Annotated in this window: 11 protein-coding genes, 1 tRNA gene and 1 pseudogene; 9 read left to right on the plus strand and 4 right to left on the minus strand. The window is 63.6% G+C overall.

What is annotated here, in order from left to right:
* Nucleotide 1 precedes the first annotated feature (1 nt).
* On the minus strand, nt 2-880 hold the full coding sequence (locus NHAM_RS18490) for a caspase family protein (protein WP_011511975.1): 879 nt from the start codon (nt 878-880) through the stop codon (nt 2-4).
* Between the two features lie 412 nt (nt 881-1292).
* On the opposite strand from NHAM_RS18490, the gene NHAM_RS18495 reads away from it, so the two are divergent.
* A complete protein-coding gene (locus NHAM_RS18495; protein WP_011511976.1) occupies nt 1293-3029 on the plus strand; it encodes a hypothetical protein in 1737 nt (578 codons plus the stop codon).
* Nucleotides 3030-3354: 325 nt separating this feature from the next.
* On the plus strand, nt 3355-3966 hold the full coding sequence (locus NHAM_RS18500) for a pyridoxamine 5'-phosphate oxidase family protein (RefSeq protein WP_198137051.1): 612 nt from the start codon (nt 3355-3357) through the stop codon (nt 3964-3966).
* Nucleotides 3967-4023: 57 nt separating this feature from the next.
* Here NHAM_RS18500 and NHAM_RS18505 read toward each other — a convergent pair whose 3' ends face one another.
* Nucleotides 4024-5946: an AsmA family protein gene (locus NHAM_RS18505; RefSeq protein WP_011511978.1), complete on the minus strand. Its 1923-nt coding sequence runs from the start codon at nt 5944-5946 to the stop codon at nt 4024-4026.
* Between the two features lie 63 nt (nt 5947-6009).
* Here NHAM_RS18505 and NHAM_RS25235 point away from each other — a divergent pair.
* A pseudogene (locus tag NHAM_RS25235) lies at nt 6010-6135 on the plus strand (Crp/Fnr family transcriptional regulator); the annotation flags it as partial.
* A gap of 8 nt (nt 6136-6143) precedes the next feature.
* Here the strand turns inward: NHAM_RS25235 and NHAM_RS18510 are convergent.
* Together NHAM_RS18510 and NHAM_RS18515 are read right to left on the minus strand one after the other, a co-directional pair.
* On the minus strand, nt 6144-9266 hold the full coding sequence (locus tag NHAM_RS18510; RefSeq protein WP_011511979.1) for an efflux RND transporter permease subunit: 3123 nt from the start codon (nt 9264-9266) through the stop codon (nt 6144-6146).
* Complete coding sequence (locus NHAM_RS18515) at nt 9266-10153, minus strand: efflux RND transporter periplasmic adaptor subunit (RefSeq protein WP_011511980.1); 888 nt, start codon at nt 10151-10153, stop codon at nt 9266-9268. Before NHAM_RS18515 ends, NHAM_RS18510 begins: the two co-directional genes overlap by 1 nt.
* Before the next feature lie 18 nt (nt 10154-10171).
* On the opposite strand from NHAM_RS18515, the gene NHAM_RS18520 reads away from it, so the two are divergent.
* From NHAM_RS18520 to NHAM_RS18545, 6 genes are all read left to right on the plus strand, one after another.
* Complete coding sequence (locus NHAM_RS18520) at nt 10172-10387, plus strand: hypothetical protein (RefSeq protein WP_041358354.1); 216 nt, start codon at nt 10172-10174, stop codon at nt 10385-10387.
* A 244-nt stretch (nt 10388-10631) separates the two neighbouring features.
* Nucleotides 10632-12062: an MFS transporter gene (locus NHAM_RS18525; RefSeq protein WP_011511981.1), complete on the plus strand. Its 1431-nt coding sequence runs from the start codon at nt 10632-10634 to the stop codon at nt 12060-12062.
* Between the two features lie 44 nt (nt 12063-12106).
* The gene (gene otsB / locus NHAM_RS18530; RefSeq protein ID WP_245269941.1) at nt 12107-12871 is read left to right on the plus strand and encodes a trehalose-phosphatase; all 765 of its coding nucleotides are present in this window, start codon (nt 12107-12109) and stop codon (nt 12869-12871) included.
* Entirely contained in the window at nt 12868-14661 is a 1794-nt protein-coding gene (locus NHAM_RS18535; RefSeq protein WP_011511983.1) for a glycoside hydrolase family 15 protein, read from the plus strand. The genes otsB and NHAM_RS18535 overlap by 4 nt, the downstream gene beginning before the upstream one ends.
* Before the next feature lie 193 nt (nt 14662-14854).
* The gene (locus tag NHAM_RS18540) at nt 14855-16327 is read left to right on the plus strand and encodes a trehalose-6-phosphate synthase (protein WP_011511984.1); all 1473 of its coding nucleotides are present in this window, start codon (nt 14855-14857) and stop codon (nt 16325-16327) included.
* Nucleotides 16328-16607: 280 nt separating this feature from the next.
* A tRNA-Ser gene (locus NHAM_RS18545) sits at nt 16608-16697 on the plus strand.
* The last annotated feature ends 169 nt before the right edge of the window (nt 16698-16866 follow it).

Genomic DNA, 16866 nt, shown 5'->3' on the forward strand with positions numbered 1-16866 from the left:
CTTAGCTGCCGGCCTTGCGCGAGGCCGTCGCCGCATCGGACCTGAGCGGCACGTCCTGGACCAGCGACGACGACACCGTCGGGACCTGCTCACCTTCGCTCGCGCGCGAAACCGCGACCTGCGTCTTGCTGAACACGGTTTCGGCGTCCGCATTCGGCATATCGAGGCTCTTGAGCAATTCCGCCACCAGCAGGCTGGATTGCCCGCCGGACTCATCGACGACCTGTCCCGGCGTGGCCGACGACAGGATCAGCGCATTGTCCGGCGCATTGATCGGCGCAAGGCCATGAGAGTAGGAGCGGAAGCGCCGCTCATACGGGTTGCGCCGCGATGCATCGATCACCGCCAGCTTGACCTTGGCGGCGCGCTCTTTCATCGCTCCGAGCACGGTTTCGATGGAAAGCCCGTCGCGCCGGACGTCGGCTTCCTTCCATATCCGCGCATCGACCGGGATCATGTAGCTCTCGCGGCCGGACTGAATGCCGAAGCCGCTGAAGAACAGTAGCGCCGTCGTATCGGGACCGATCTTCGATTCCAGACGGCGGACCGCGCGGCGCATATCGTCCTTGTTGGCGTCCTCGACCATGATGACGTCGAAACCGTCGCGCCGCAGAGTCGTCGTCAGCGCCCGGGCATCGTTGATGGACTGCTTCAACGGCCGGTTCGCATCCGGATAATGCGCGTTGCCGATGACCAGCGCGACCCGCGACGGCTTGACGGCGATGTTGCCGGTCGTGTCGGCTACAGTGAGGGCCTTCGCGACTTCCAGGCTGCGCTTGTTGAGCGCGGCATGGGCTCCGATCGCCAGCGACACCATCCCGACGAGGACGGCGGCCAACGTGACCGAGCGGGGCGAAACGCGAAACTGCCCGAACGTCATAACGATCAATTCCTGGTCATGCCCGACGGCGCTCGCAGGTCGCGCCAACGCCAGATTGGTTTTAGGGGGCACCTGACTTATCGCGGGCAAATACGCTCGTTTTGCGGCACCGCAGCATAAGGAAGGTCCTACCCTGTGGGTCCCCCATGAGCAACATGAAACCTTTATTTATCGGAAACACAATTGGTTAAGCACGCCGCAGCCATCATGGCAGTTTCCGGAAACAGCGGGGGCGAGTGCGAAAGTTGCGGGGCCGGAGGTCATGGCAATCAACCTACCGCTACCTCGCGGCTGATGCCGTGACATCGGTCACATTTGTCTTTCCTGCCTATTCGTGTAGTTTTTCAATTACTTGGCTGGAACAAGCCTTGATGAGATATCGGAACGCGCATGGGGGCGCGGAAAGTAAATCATGACTGTTCGCCACGTCGCCGGCGCTGTCTATCGCGCGCTGACGAACCGCAAAGACGGCCCGTCGCTGTACGACCTGTGCGATCCCCTGCTGTTGCGCCACCACGGCGGCGACGCTCACCTGGCCAAATTCTACAGAACCGCGCTCGCCAATCCGGCCCTGCGCCCGCTGCTGCGGCGGGCCGGTCTGCCCGAACTCCGGGACCAGACCCGCTTTCGGGAACTTCAGGACGCGCTGCGGCGCGCGCGGGACGACGAATCCCCGGACTGGGCGGCGATCGGGCGGCCGGTGGCCGCCCTGCTGGACACGGTGACCTTGCACCATCCCCGGCCCGGACCTGTGGTCTCGTCGGGACCGGCGCCAAACCTCGCCGACATCGAACGCGTCATCCGAACTTGCGGCGCGCATCTGCTCCAGTCGTTTCGAAAGAATGGCTTCATTCCGACCTTCGCCGCGTTCAACCTGATCGGCGACCCCGATCTGCACGGCCGGGATTTTCTCGCCGCCCTCACCGGCCTCGATGCGCGCGGCTACAAGAACTCGACGCTGCTTTTTAATCTGGCGCGGGTCTTCATCGCGCGGTCGCCGGCGCGCGACTTTATCAATCCGCCGTGGCGCGGCGTCGCCGAACCGATGTGGGAGCCGGTGCAGATCCGCCATCGCTCGGCCTATTACGATGCGTTCTTCACCGAGGCGCTTCTGAGTTTTGCCGAAACCGGTCTCGCCACGCCCGCGGAAACCGAGGCGATCCGCCGCGCCAGCACCGGGATGGTCGATTTCTGCCTCAAGACCAGCCGCGAGGAGGTGTTCTCACACAACGGCAAACGCGTCAGCGTTATCACAGCACTGGCGCCAAATCCCCATCCGCGCTTCAACCGCTTCTTCGCGCAAATCAAGCAGGACCTCGGCTTCGGCATCTACGTTCCCGACTGCGACACCACGGCCTGCTCGTTTTCGGCCGCGACGCAAGCCGGCTCGATCGATCCGATCCTCGATCAGCCGTTGCTCGATTTCTATGCGGGCTATCAGGTCGGCGGCGGCGCCAACGAACCGCTGGTGACCGTGCCGCTCAACGACAACATCGATTACGAAGGCGGCATCGTCACCTGGATCGACAATCTTGCGGGCGACCGCCCGTACGGCAACGATCTCGATCCCACCCTTAACCTCGATGTTCTCGAGGTCAGCTTCCGCAACTGTTCGCGGTGGCGCATTCTCGAAACGCCGCAGCGGCTGCAAACCGTGCAGCGGGTCATCGGCTTCCAAAGACGGCTGGTGGAGAGCGGCGCGTTCAGCAATCCCCGGTCTCATATTTATTATTTGCCCGAGCTTTACTGCGCCTATTTCGGACGCTGCTACGCGGCGCTTGCGGCGCTGCCGTCCGCCGCCCGGCAGGCGATCGATCCCGATGACAGCTTCGGCTACATTCGCGGCCGGGTTCTGGCGTATGTGCAGGACACGCTGATGTCAGCCGAGATGAACGTATTCGACGCCGCTCTTGCGTTGATTGCGCTGGGCCACCTTGGAGCGGATGCGGAGACTTTCACATCTGCGCTGAACTGTATCGTCGGCCACGTCGGCGAAGGCGGGCGGCGCGGCCCCTTCAAGGCTTATGAATGGAACAAGATGAAAACGCCGACGCGCATTGTGGTGGGCGGCCCGGAAGTGACGTCAGCCTTCGTGCTGATGGGACTGGCCCTGGCACGCAAGGCGATGCGGCAACGAACAGGGCGCTAGAGTCGTTCTCGATTGCGCGGAACGAGCCCGGAATGCGGGGCTCGCCACCTGTCCCGATCGGCGTCTTGCGAAACCGGCCGGGCGCTTGCGCCGCAAAGGCTCGCCGTGTATGGCCGAGCGAATTTCTTTTCAACCTATCCCTCGGCACGCACGCCGGATCGCCACTAAAAATCGAGCACAGGTCTGGACGAGCCGTGGATGACGCCTCAAACGGTTTCCGATGTGACTGTGGTCGACATCATTAGAGACAGCGGCATGCCCGGCAACCCGTCCGGGCCATCGATAGCGGGACAGGCCGTCTCAACGCAAGGGAGTAGCAATTGTGGTGACCGCCATCGAGACGATCGAGCAGCTCGAGGCCATTTACGGCCAGCCCGGCGAGGCGGCGACCATCAAGGTGGCCTACCGGATCACACCGTCCTATCGCGCGCTGATCGAAAGCTCTCCGTTCGCCGTGTTGGCGACCTGCGGCGAGGAAGGGCTTGACTGCTCGCCGCGCGGCGATCTGCCGGGCTTCGTTCGTGTTCACGACGACCTCACGCTGATCATTCCCGATCGGCGCGGCAACAACCGCGTCGATTCATTGCGGAATCTCATACGCGATCCCAGAGCGGCGCTGTTGTTTCTGATCCCGGGGTCCGGCACCACCCTGCGCGTCAACGGCCGCGCGCTGGTGTCGGCCGATCCCGAACTGCTGGCGTCGTTCGGGGTGGAGAGCAAAATACCCCGTTCGGTCATCGTCATGACTGTGCAGGAGATCTACTTTCAGTGCGCGCGCGCCATCATCCGCTCGCACCTCTGGGATCCCGACAGGCGTGTCGACCCCAAGAGCTTGCCGACGCCGGGTCAAATCCTCGCGGACATGAGCAAAGATCGGGTTGGCGGCGAGGAATATGACAGGACGTGGCTGGAGCGCGCGCGGCAGACGATGTGGTAGGCGCTCCAGCGGGATCGGTGTCGCTGTCATTGCGAGTGAAACCTTAAAGTTAGAAAGCTAGCGGCCGAACAGCTGCTTCATGATGTCGTCGATGGGCGGGGGTTTGTCTTGGGACGGTTTGTCTTGGGACGGCGTTCCCTGGGATGGCCGGCCGGAAGCGGGCGGTTCACCCGTGCCCGCGCCGGCGCCGAGACCCTGCCGGATCATGCTATCAAGAGTCTCTCCGAGACTGGGGCCGGATTTGTCGGACCTTCCAAGTCCGCTTTGGCCGAACAGTCCCTGCCCCAATTCCCGAAGCTTCGCATAGGCGGCTGCGGGATCATCCAGAATGCCGGCCACATCCGGATAGATGCGCGGCTCGCTCCACGTCCCCTGCACGACGACCGGAATGCCGAGGCCGACCGGGTCGGCGCGCCCCCCTTGACCCTCCGCGGTCATGACGAGTTTCGGCTCGACCCGGAAATCCAGCGTCTTCGAGCCGAGATCGACAGTACCGGCGCCGGTCATCCGCACCAGCGGCCCGGCCAGAAACAGGTCGTTGGTGGTGGCCTGTCCCTGGGCGATGGTTGCGGTCGCGCTGAGTTGCGACATGTCGGTGGTCTGGTCCGGGCGCGTCTGCCATCCTGACAGGGTGCCCGACGTCAACGCGCGGATCATTTTCGCAAGGTTGAGATTGCGGATCGCGCCGTCGCGGACGTCGATCGAAGCCGTCCCGGTCAGGTTCGATAGGATCGCGCGCAAGCTGGCGCCGGTGCCCCGCACGTCGGCCATCGCCCGCATCCTGCCATCGACATTGTCGAAATCCGCAAGGCTCGACAGCAGCGGCAGCGCGCGAACGCCGGTCACGCCGGCCCGGAGCGCGTAGGACGGATTGTTCGTGGACGCATCGATCGTCAGGGCGCCATTGGCTTGCCCGTCATATGCGCCAAGGTTCGAAAATGAAGCTTTCATAACGCCGCTGGCGATGGTGGCGTCGACCGCGGCCGGCGCAAAGCGCGCGTCCCCGATATTCAGTTCGGCCGCCGAAACCCTCACCTGCGCGTCGACGTAGTTCAACGCACCAACATCGATCGGCGCATCGCTCCATGGCTGCGCGCCAGATCGCGGTGCAGGAGGCTGACGCGGCGCCGCGCCTAAGCCGAGCCGCTGAAAATCGAGATCGAGCTTCACCAGCGGCTTGCTCGCCAAATCGACCGATGCCCAGCCGTTGAACTTGCCGTCGTTGAGCGATCCCGACAGGCCATTGATGAGAAGCATTCGCCCGTTGATCCGGACCTCGGCTTTGGCGGTCAACTCGCGCGTCGGCAGGCCGGGAACGTCGAGCGTCAGTTCCGTCGGGATGTTCTGTCGTCCAAGCGGCCCCGCGGGCGGTGTCGCCTTGATCCCGAACTTCAGCGAATGATTACCGGGGCGCGCATTGCCGGTGACGTTGATTTGCCGGTCGGTACTGAGCGTCACGCTCGCGTTAACGTCGCCGACGCGGCCTTCCGAGCTGGTTTGCGGATCGAAGAAAACGATCGTGCCGTTGGAGATCGTCACCCGGTCGATAGGGAATGGCGTGTCGTCTTCCGACGTATCTCCAGAGTGGTCCGGCCCGGGCGGAATGTCGATGCGGGTGCGCTCGCGCAGCAGCGGCAGCCGCAGCGTGGCATGATCAATGGTCAGGTCCGAAACTTTCGGGGCTCCCGACAGCAGGCTGGCAAATGGAAGCGCGGCGCGAACTTCTCCGACCGCAATGTGTACATCGGTTGCGGTAGTCTTCGGATTTTCCAGCGTGACGTTGTGCAGCGCGAGGCTAAACGACGGCCACAACCCGATTCCTGTCTTGCCGTTGATCGCGATCCGGTAACCGGTCTCGCGTTCGATCCGGTCCTGCACGAGCGAGGTGACGAAACCGGACGGGATTCCGGTCACGAGGAGCACGATCGCGATCGCGATCAGGCAGGTCGCGGCAACGCCTGCGATTTTCAATGCTCCCATCTTGCCATCTCGGACTATAGGCCGCGGCTCGAAACCGTTCGGCGATTGAAGGGCAATTTCTGCGCGGCGCACAAGAGCATCAACCGCCAGCCCCACCACTGGCGCAAGGACGGCATTCTCAAGCTTCAGCGCGGCCGCATCCTGCTCAAGAACATGAGCCGGCTGACCGCCGTGGCGCGCAACGCATAGCCCGCGGACTATTCCGCGCCGGGCAACCGCCCATTCGGCGGCTCGCGTTCGGCGGCGGCCGGCTCGGCGACTTCAGTGCCCGAGGTCAACAGGCGCTTGCCGTAGCGCCAGATGAAGGCGCCGACATCGTCCATCACCAGGAACATGGCGGGGACGAACACCAGCGACAGGATCGTCGAAAATATCAGGCCTCCAATGACCGCCAGCGCCATTGGCGAGCGGAATTCGCCGCCGGCGCCGAACGCCAGCGCGCTCGGCATCATGCCCGCCACCATCGCGACGGTCGTCATCACGATCGGACGGGCGCGCTTCATGCCGGCATCGATGATCGCCTCCTCCCGCGCGCGGCCCTGGCGGATCGATTCGACGGCAAACTCCACCAGCATGATGGCGTTCTTGGTGACGATGCCCATCAGCATCAGGATGCCGATCCAGACCGGCGTCGTGAGTTGCTTGCCGGTGAGCAGCAGGGCCATGATCGCGCCGCCGATCGACAGCGGCAGCGAAAACAGAATGGTGATTGGTTGCAGGAAGGTGCCGAACAGCAGCACCAGCACGGCATAAACCATCATCAGCCCCGCCGTGATCGCGGTGGCGAACCCTTCCGACAACTCGTTCAGGCTCTCGGCATCGCCTGAGGGATTGACCGTCACGCCCTTCGGCAGGGTCTTCATCACGGGCAGTTCGTTGATCCTCCTGGTCGCGTCGCCGAGCGCGGCGGTGCCGACGAGGTCGGCCGCGATGGTCGCTTGCCGCTGCCGGTCGTAGCGGTTGATGCTGGTCGGACCCTGATCCAGCCTGATATCGGCGACGACCGAGAGCGGGACGTGACCGCGTCCGCCGCCGATCGGCACGCGCATCTGCTCCAGCATCTTCAGATCGGCGCGTGCGCTGTCTTCGAGTTGCACGTGGATCGGAACCTGGCGGTCGCCGGCATCGAACTTCGCCAACGCCGGACCGACGTCGCCGATCGTCGCGACGCGAATGGTCTGCGACAACTGCTCGGTCGAGACGCCAAGGCGCGCGGCGAGATCCGCGCGCGGCTGGATGCGCAACTCAGGGCGGTCGAGCGAGGTCTCCGGCGTGACGTTGGCGAGCAGCGGAATGCGCTTCATCTGCGTCGCCAGCTCGTTGGCGACGTTGCTGACGATGCCGATGTCGGGCCCGGTCACCACGAGCGATACCGCGCGCAGGCCGTTCTCGTCGAGGAACCAGTAACGAATGTCGGGAACGCTTTCGAGCTCCTGTCCGATCGAGAGTTCAAGCTCGCGCTGGGTGATGCCGCGGTCTTGCTTGGGCGTATAGTTGATGATCAGGGACGCGCGACGCACTTCCTGAAGGCCCGGCGGCACGCGCCCGCCGTCGACGAATACGCTGGTCACTTCCGGCCGCTTGCGCAGCCGCGCCGCGATGTTTTCGGTTACCTTCTCGGTGTAGGCCAGTTGCGATCCCGGCGGCAGCTCCATCGCCAGCAGCGAACGCGCGGTGTCCTGCGCCGGCAAAAAGCCCTGCGGCAGCAGCTTGATGCTCCAGATCGAGGCGGCGAAGACCGCAAATCCGATCAGAACCGTCACGAAGTAGTGCCGCACCGACCATGTAACGAGGCTGGCATAGGCGCGCAGCACGGGGCCGGGCGGCGGAGCCTCGTGCGGATGATCCTTCATGAAATAGGCGGCGAGCACCGGCGTCACGAAACGCGCGGCCAGCAGCGAGAAGAACACCTGCACCGACACGGTGATGCCGAACTGCTTGAAGAACTGCCCGGCGATGCCCGACATGAAGCTCGCCGGCGCGAAGATCGCGATGATGGTGAGGCTGATCGCGATCACCGCGAGGCCGATTTCGTCGGCGGCTTCCAGCGCGGCGCGGTAGGCCGATTTGCCCATCCGCATGTGGCGCACGATGTTCTCGATCTCGACGATGGCGTCGTCGACGAGGATGCCGGTCGAGAGCGTGATGGCGAGGAAGCTGACCAGGTTCAGCGAGAAGCCGAGAAGGTCCATCGCCCAGAAGGCGGGAAAGATCGATAGCGGCAGCGAGATCGCGGCAATGACGGTGGCGCGGATATCACGAAGAAACAGGAATACGATGATGACGGCAAGCGTCGCGCCCTCGAACAGGGTCGAGATCGCCGCTTCATAGTTGCCTTTGGTGAACTCGACGGAGGTGTCGATCAGTTTCAGATCGACCTCGGGATATTGCTCTTTCAGCGCGTCGATCCGCTCCTGCACGGCCTTCGCCACCACGACGTCGCTCGCTCCCTTGGAGCGCTTGATGCCGAGGGCTACGACGGGCTCGCCGTTGAAGCGGGCGAAGGTGCGGCGGTCCGCGATGGTGTCGGTCACCGTGCCGAGATCGTCGAGCCGCAGCTCGCCGCCGGCCGGCAGCGAAATCATCGTCCCCGCCAGTTCGTTGATGGTCTTGGCGCCGGCAAGGGTCCGAATGGCCTGATCGTTCCGGCCGATCTCCGCCCGCCCCCCGGCAACATCGACGTTGATGCCGCGCAGGCGCTGGCTGACATCGACCGCCGTCAGACCCGCCGCGCGCAGGCGGTCCGGATCGAGCGACACCAGGATTTCGCGCTCGACACCGCCGATGCGCTCGACCTGGGCGACGCCGCGCACGCCCTGCAGCGCGCGCTTGACCACGTCGTCGACGAAATACGACAGTTGCTCGGGCGTCTTGCCCGGCGAGATCGCGGCATAGGTGACGATCGGCAGTCCGATGACGTCGACGCGCTGGATCAGCGGCTCGTTGACGTTCTGCGGCAGATTGGCGCGAACCCGGGTCACGGCGTCCTTGACGTCGTTCAGCGCCCGGTCGGTATTGGTCTCCAGCGCGAACTGGATCGTGGTCAGCGACAGGCCGTCGGTGATCGACGATGAAATATGCCGGACGCCCTCGACGCCCGAGACGCCGTCCTCGATGGTCTTGGTGACCTGCGCCTCCAGTTCGGCCGGCGCGGCACCGAACTGCGAGACGGCCACCGAGATCACGGGAATATCCGCATTGGGCAGCCGCGTAATAGCGAGCTTGGTGAAGCTGACCCAGCCGAGCGTCAGCAGAATGATCGAAAAGAGAACGGACGGGAGCGGGTGCCGGATCGACCAGGCGGAAACATTGAGCGCCATTAACGTACCCGCGACCGATCGAGTTCATCGGCAAACATCGCCCTGACCCGGTCGCCGTCATGCAGCGAAGTGCCGGCATCGGCCACGACGATTTCGCCGACTTTCAGACCTTCGAGGATTTCGACGCCGGTATCGGACGTCAATCCGACGCGGACGCGTCGCGTCTCCACGATATTTCCGTTCACCACCTGAACCGTCAGGCGATCGATCGCGGAGCGGGGAACGGCCACGCCGCAACTGCGCCTGGCGTCGATGCTGACGCGGGCGAACATTCCTATCCGCAAAGTCGGATCCGCGCTCAGGGACAGCCGGACGTGACCCATCTGGGTCTTGCGATCGATCTCGGGCGACACCAGCCGGACGCTCCCGACCAGATCGGGCCCGTCCTCGCGGCTGATGCGCGCGCTCGCGCCCGGATTGAGCTTGAGTATATGGATCGATGGCACCTCGGCATCCAGCTCAACCTCATTGTTGATCGCGATTCGAAACATCGGCCCGGCCTGCGGCGAAGCCAGTGCCCCGACGGCGGTGCGAACCTGGGTGAGGAGTCCGGCCGCGGGCGCGCGCAGGACCACCGATCCCGATTTGCTGCCGGGCGGCGGCGTCAGCTTCGCCAGTTCCTGATTCAGCGTGACGATGTCGCCCTCGCGGACCAGCACGTCGGTCACGCGCGACCCCTCATGGTCCGGGCTGACCACCGCTTCCCGGCGCGGGACGACGAAGCCGGTCACACGGACCATGTCGGAAAAGCAGGCGTTGGTCGCGCGGGCGACGGTCACGAGAGCGCCTCCGGACGGCCCGCCGTCGTCGGCGGCCCGCGACGGGCTCACGACACCGATCGTTACCGCCAGCACGCCGAACAACAGGCCGGAGGCGACCTCACGCATGCATCGCCGATCACGAGCGTGACCCGCGCACTGCCGTTTTCCGTCGCGGCCGATGCGACCGCCGGCGCCATTGCGGGCATCATCGTCAGCATCGACACGGCGCACGGCGAATCCGAATGTTCATGCGACGCCAGTCCAACAGTCAAACGCCATTCCAGCCCGCGCCGTGGCGACCTTATCTTACGCGAACCGCATTTTCAAACCGGCGGCGCAGCGCTTGTCAACCTGTGGTGAATATCGGACGTGATGCATCGATCAACCGCATTCGCACTGCATGACACAGGCAAGCATGGGGCGGCTTGCGACGCGCCTCGTGGCATTATTTTTTCGCGGCCTGCTGTTTCGCGGCCACCCGGATCGTCATTGTGCGGCGGTGCGGCCGAGGGAACTCGGAGCCGGGTTGCGCGTTTTCAAGTTCCAGCCAAAGACAGCGCCCGTCAGACAGTATCCGATTGAAGGACCATCCTTGCAGGACCCTATGGACCGGATCGTCGAGACAGACATTCCCGCGCGTCTCGACAGCCTGCGCTGGAGCCCGTTTCATACGCGGGTCGTAACCGCCCTCGGAATCACATGGATACTGGACGGGCTGGAGGTGACGCTCGCCGGAACATTGTCCGGCGCGCTCAAGGACAGTCCCACGCTGCGCTTCACCAACCTCGATATCGGCCTCGCCAGCAGCGCCTATCTTGTCGGTGCCGTGCTCGGGGCGGTGGTCTTCGGCTGGTTGACGGACAGGATCGGGCGCAGGAAACTTTTTTTCGTCACGTTGACCCTCTATCTGACTGCGACGGCAGCGACCGCGCTGTCATGGGATACCGGCAGCTTCGCGCTGTTCCGGTTTCTCACCGGCGCAGGCATCGGGGGCGAATACACCGCGATCAATTCGACGATTCAGGAACTGGTGCCGGCGCGTTACCGCGGATGGACCGACCTGACCATCAACGGCAGTTTCTGGCTCGGCGCCGCCCTCGGTGCGGTCGGCGCGATCGTGCTGCTCGATCCGCAACTGATCGATCCCGAACTGGGCTGGCGGCTCGCGTTCCTGACCGGCGCCGTGCTGGGACTAGTGGTGTTTGTGATGCGGCTATGGATTCCGGAAAGCCCGCGCTGGCTGATGATTCACGGACGGCCGGATCAAGCGGTCCGCATCGTTGCCGACATCGAACGGATGGCGGCTCGCGATCCGGATGCGCCCGCCGACGGGGGCTGGCCGACGATCCGGCTTCGGATGCGCGACCACACGCCGCTGCGCGAGGTGGCGCGAACGCTGTTCTGCGCATACCGGCAGCGGTCGCTGGTCGGCCTTGCGCTGATGACCGCGCAGGCGTTCTTCTACAATGCGATCTTCTTCACATACGCGCTGGTGCTGTCGACCTTCTTCGGCATTCCGTCGGATCGGATCGGCTGGTACATCCTGCCGTTCGCGGCGGGCAATTTTCTCGGACCGCTGTTGCTCGGGCGGCTGTTCGATACGGTCGGACGCCGCGCGATGATCGCCTTCACCTATGGGATATCCGGTATTCTGCTGACCGTATCAGGCTATCTCTTCGCCGCCGGCGTTCTCACCGCGCAGACGCAGACGATCGCGTGGATGGTGATTTTCTTCTTCGCCTCGCCGGCCGCCAGCGCGGCCTACCTGACCGTCAGCGAGACCTTTCCCCTTGAAGTGCGGGCGCTGGCGATCGCGATGTTTTATGCCATCGGGACCGGAATCGGCGGCGTCGCCGGTCCTGCGCTGTTCGGCGCCTTGATCGACAGCGGCTCGCGTGACAGCGTGTTCGCAGGATATTGTCTCGGATCGGCGTTGATGATCGCTGCGGCGCTGATCGGCTGGCGATACGGGGTTGCCGCCGAACGGCGCCCGCTCGAATCGGTGGCGTCGCCGCTCGCCGTTGTGGAGTCATGATGAATCAGGATTTAATGGAACCTGTGCCGAAGAAGACCGCTTCCATGGCCGACGGCCCCGGATCTCGGATGCTGCCGCTCCGCGAATCCGCCCTGCTGCTCGATATAGACGGCACCCTGCTCGATCTCGCGCCGTCGCCCAGCGAAGTTCGTGTGCCGCCAAAGCTCGCGACCTCGCTGTCGCGGCTGCTGGCACGGACGGACGGCGCGCTGGCGCTGGTCAGCGGGCGCTCGCTCAGCGATATCGACAGGATTTTCGCGCCGATGCTGTTTCCGGCGGTCGGCGGCCACGGCGCGGAAATGCGGATTTCGACCGAAAGCGAGGCCGTGGCTACGCACGCTCCGCCGATGAACCCGGATTTGATCCGGCGTTTTGCGGCCATTGCCGAACTGCATGCCGGCATCCTGGTGGAGAACAAGGGTTACTCGCTGGCGCTGCATTTCAGGAAGGCGCCGGATACCGAGCAGGCGATCTACCACGCGGTCTCGGCGATACGGGCCGATCTGCCGAACGCGCCGATCGAGGTACTGCCTGGCAAGTTCGTCTGCGAGATCAAGCATTCCGGATTTACCAAGGCGACCGGCGTGACCGAATTGATGGCGCACGAGCCGTTCAAGGGACGGCGTCCGGTCTTCGTCGGCGACGATGTGACCGATGAAACGGTGTTTGCGATCATGCCGGACATGAAGGGCCTCTCGTTCTCGGTGGGACGGCGCGCCCAAGGCGTCGACGGCCACTTTCATGCGCCCAGCGATGTCAGGGCCTGGCTGGCCCGTCTGCTCGATGATGAACGGGCCGTCGCGGAATGAGCGATCATGGCCTCGATCTCGCCGTGATAGGCAACTGCCGCACCGCCGCGCTTGTCGATCCGACCGCGCGGCTGGTGTGGTGGTGTTTTCCGCGCTTCGACGCCGACCCGGTGTTTTCGCGCCTGCTTGCGGGAAATGAAGAAAAGGGCTTCAGCGATGTCGTGCTGGACGGCATGGCCGATTTCCAGTCGGACTATGTCCGCAACACCGCGATCGTGTCCACGGTCCTGACCGACAGCCACGGCAATGCGGTGCGTATCACCGACTTCGCGCCGCGCTTCCGGCAGTATGGCCGCATATTCCGGCCGCCGCAGATGTTTCGGATCATCGAGCCGATCGCGGGCCTGCCCCGGATCACGATTCGCATACGGCCCACGCACGCCTACGGCAAGCCGCTCAAGCGGCACTCGATGGGCAGCAACCACATCCGCTACTTCGAAGAAGACGATACGGCTATCCGCGTCACCACCGACGCGCCGCTAGCCCTGATCGAAAACGAAACGCCGTTCGTTCTGACGCGACCGATGCATCTCGTGTTCGGCAACGACGAAGCCTTCCCCGGCGATCTGGCGTCGACCGCCCAGCGTTTCGCCGAGGAGACCAAAACCTATTGGCTGGGCTGGGTACGACGCCTCTACATCTCCTATGAATGGCAGGAAGCCATCATCCGCGCCGCCATCACGCTCAAGCTGTCGAACTTCGAGGAAACCGGCGGCATCATCGCCGCGCACACCACCTCGATTCCGGAGGCGCCCGGCTCGGGCCGCACCTGGGACTATCGCTATTGCTGGCTGCGCGATGCTTACTTCGTCGTGAAGGCGCTCAATCGCGTCGGCGCGACGCGGACGATGGAGGACTTCATCGGCTTCACGCTGTCGATCGCATCGAATACCGACGAGGATCTGAAGCCGGTCTATAGCGTGGTCCCGAATCTGCCGCTGGACGAGTGGATCGCCACCGATCTTCAGGGCTATCACGGCGATGGGCCGGTGCGTGTCGGCAATGCCGCGGTCGACCAGATACAGCACGACACCTATGGCAGCGCCATTCTGGCGGCGTTGCCGCTGTTCTTCGATCGCCGGTTGCCGCGCGCAGGCGACGAAAGTCTGTTCACCCTGCTTGAATCGCTCGGTCACAAGGCGGCCCGGGTTGCGATGACGAACGACGCCGGCATCTGGGAATACCGCGGTCGCCAGCGCATCCATACTCACTCCGCGGCGATGTGCTGGGCCGGGGTCAATCGGCTTGCGGCCATCGCGGAACGACTTGGCCTGCCGGAACGCGCGACGCACTGGAATGCGGTCGCCGATCCCCTGCACGCCGAACTGCTGGATCGCGCCTGGAATCCAAAGCGCGAGGCCTTCACCGCCGCGTTCGGGTCCGACGATCTCGATGCGAGCGTGCTATTGCTGCCCGAACTCGGCGTTTGCGAGGTCGACGATCCGCGATTCGTGAAAACCGTCGCCGCCATGGAGCGCGAGTTGCTGCGTGAGAAGCATGTCATGCGCTACGCCGCGGAAGATGACTTCGGTGTTCCGGTGACGGCGTTCCTGATCTGTCGGTTCTGGCTGATCGATGCGTGGTGGGCGCTCGGACGGCGCGAGGAAGCGCGGGAGGCATTCACGGATGCGCTGGCGCATCGCAATCGTTACGGACTGCTGTCGGAGGACGTCGATCCGAAAACCGGCGCGCTATTCGGTAATTTCCCGCAAACATATTCCATGGCGGGATTGATCCTCACCGGCATGAGATTGTCGCGGAACTGGGAAGACCGATACTGGCGCAGTTGATCGAATGTAAAGACACTTGCAGTAAAAACCGCTGTGACAGCGAATTCTTCCCTCAATAACTGGCTTCAATGACTGGAACTTTGAGTATCGTTCCATGTTGCCCGAATTTGGCGTCAATTTGGTTGGAAGGAGGCAGGAACCATATTGATGAACGAGCGTTTATCTACGGGTGCAAAACCAGGAGGGGACCCCTGTGAACCTCGTTGTCGTTTCGAATCGGGTGGCGCGCGCGCGGGCCAACGAGCCCTTGACGGGCGGCCTTGCGGCGGCGTTGTTGCCGGTCGTTGAGAAATCGGGCGCAATTTGGGTAGGGTCCAGCGGTCGTGTGCGCGACGGGCTGCACAAGGATTCATTTGCAGAAGTTCAAGCCCTGGGCGCCGGAGCGCTGGCGTTACTCGATCTGCCCGCGGCGCATTACGGCGGGTATTATGAAGGCTTCGCCAACTCGGCGCTGTGGCCGGCGCTTCACTCCCGATCCGATCTGATTCACGTGTCGCGGGACGACTATCAGTCGTACCGCGAGGTCAACGCCTTCATGGCGCGGGCCCTGATGCGCTTCCGCAAACCGGACACCGCCTTCTGGATTCAGGACTATCACTTTCTGTCGCTGGGCGCCGAACTGCGCGATCTCGGCGTCCGTCATCCGATCGGCTTCTTCCTGCATACGCCGTGGCCGACCCGCGCCATCATCGGCGCCGTTCCGCATCATCGCGACCTGGTCGAGGCGATGCTGGCTTACGATCTGATCGGATTCCAGACCGACGACGACTGCGAAAATTTTCTCGGCTATCTTCAATCCGAACTCGGCCTCAAGATCGAGGACGGCGTTGTGACCTCGCGTCACGGCAAGTCGCGATGCGCCGTATTTCCGATCGGGATCGATGTGGAGAAGTTCGCGTTGCAGGCCGCCAAGGCATCCTCGCATCCGGACGTCTCGCGGCTGCGGCGCAGCCTGCACGGAGAGCAACTGGCGATCGGCGTCGACCGCCTGGATTATTCGAAGGGACTGGTGAATCGGATCAATGCTTTCGACCGGATGCTGACCTCGCAACCCGCGCTGAAGCGCACCGTGACGCTGTTGCAGATTGCGACCCCCTCCCGCGGCACCATCGAGGCCTACGGCAACCTGCAGAGCGAACTGGCGAAACTCGTCAGCGACGTCAATGGCCGTCACGGCGAAACCGACTGGATGCCGATCCGCTACCTCAACCGGGGATACAGCCAGACCGTGCTGGCCGGCCTCTATCGCACGGCGCGCGTGGGCGTGGTGACACCGCTGCATGACGGAATGAATCTCGTCGCCAAGGAATATGTCGCCGCGCAAAATCCTGCCGATCCGGGCGTGCTGGTATTGTCCAAATTCGCAGGCGCGGCGAACGAGCTACAGACAGCGCTCCTTGTTAACCCGCATGAAATCGACGGGATGGCGCGCGCCATCGCCACCGCGTTTTCGATGCCACTGACGGAACGCAGGATGCGCTGGGAAGCCATGATGCGGAAGCTGCGCGCCGGCACCATCCAGCAGTGGTTTGCGGATTTTTCCGACGCGCTCGAGGACGCGCAGGCGTCCAACAGGACGGTCGTAAGCGAAAGCGTCGCTGTGGAATCGCCGAAACCATGGCCGCTGCACTTGGTCGGCTCGCGTAGCGGCGCTGGTATTCACTAGACGGTTGACCATGAAGCGTTTCAACGCGTCATGGTAGGGGGGCATAGCCGTTCGAAGAACGGGCGTCGTCGGCGCTTGCCTATGTCTCGGCCATCCACGTCCTTGATCGGAGGTGCGGCGCCATTTTGCTTGCCAACGAATACACCTGACCCGACGCGCGCCGGAACGGATCGCTATGGTTCAAAAATACACTATACTATTCATATATTTATGAGAAATCCCGGCGTCACGGCGCCTCTCTCTTGCAAAAACCGGCACGCCCCGTCATGAGAAGGCACTTGGAGAGATGGCCGAGTGGCTTAAGGCGCACGCTTGGAAAGCGTGTGTGCGGGAAACCGTACCGTGGGTTCGAATCCCACTCTCTCCGCCACCCCCGGCCGCGCAACGGCTTTTTTTGAAGCTGATACCCTTGCGACCGTAGAAGCTCCAGATCGTGTGACGCAGACCGCGACGCCGCGTTCACTCCGGATCGTACGCCGCACAAATCTGCAGAATATGCCTTTGCCATCACCGCCCCCCCGAATCAGACGGCACATCTT

This window comes from Nitrobacter hamburgensis X14, assembly GCF_000013885.1.
In the GTDB taxonomy this organism is placed as follows: Bacteria; Pseudomonadota; Alphaproteobacteria; order Rhizobiales; family Xanthobacteraceae; genus Nitrobacter; species Nitrobacter hamburgensis.

What these genes read in the sequence shown, in the direction of transcription:
- NHAM_RS18505 (WP_011511978.1), bottom strand. Translation starts at nt 5,946, where the DNA reads ATGGGAGCATTGAAAATCGCAGGCGTTGCCGCGACCTGCCTGATCGCG.
- NHAM_RS18515 (WP_011511980.1), bottom strand. Translation starts at nt 10,153, where the DNA reads ATGCGTGAGGTCGCCTCCGGCCTGTTGTTCGGCGTGCTGGCGGTAACG.
- otsB (WP_245269941.1), top strand. Translation starts at nt 12,107, where the DNA reads ATGGCCGACGGCCCCGGATCTCGGATGCTGCCGCTCCGCGAATCCGCC.
- NHAM_RS18525 (WP_011511981.1), top strand. Translation starts at nt 10,632, where the DNA reads ATGGACCGGATCGTCGAGACAGACATTCCCGCGCGTCTCGACAGCCTG.
- NHAM_RS18495 (WP_011511976.1), top strand. Translation starts at nt 1,293, where the DNA reads ATGACTGTTCGCCACGTCGCCGGCGCTGTCTATCGCGCGCTGACGAAC.
- NHAM_RS18510 (WP_011511979.1), bottom strand. Translation starts at nt 9,266, where the DNA reads ATGGCGCTCAATGTTTCCGCCTGGTCGATCCGGCACCCGCTCCCGTCC.
- NHAM_RS18490 (WP_011511975.1), bottom strand. Translation starts at nt 880, where the DNA reads ATGACGTTCGGGCAGTTTCGCGTTTCGCCCCGCTCGGTCACGTTGGCC.
- NHAM_RS18535 (WP_011511983.1), top strand. Translation starts at nt 12,868, where the DNA reads ATGAGCGATCATGGCCTCGATCTCGCCGTGATAGGCAACTGCCGCACC.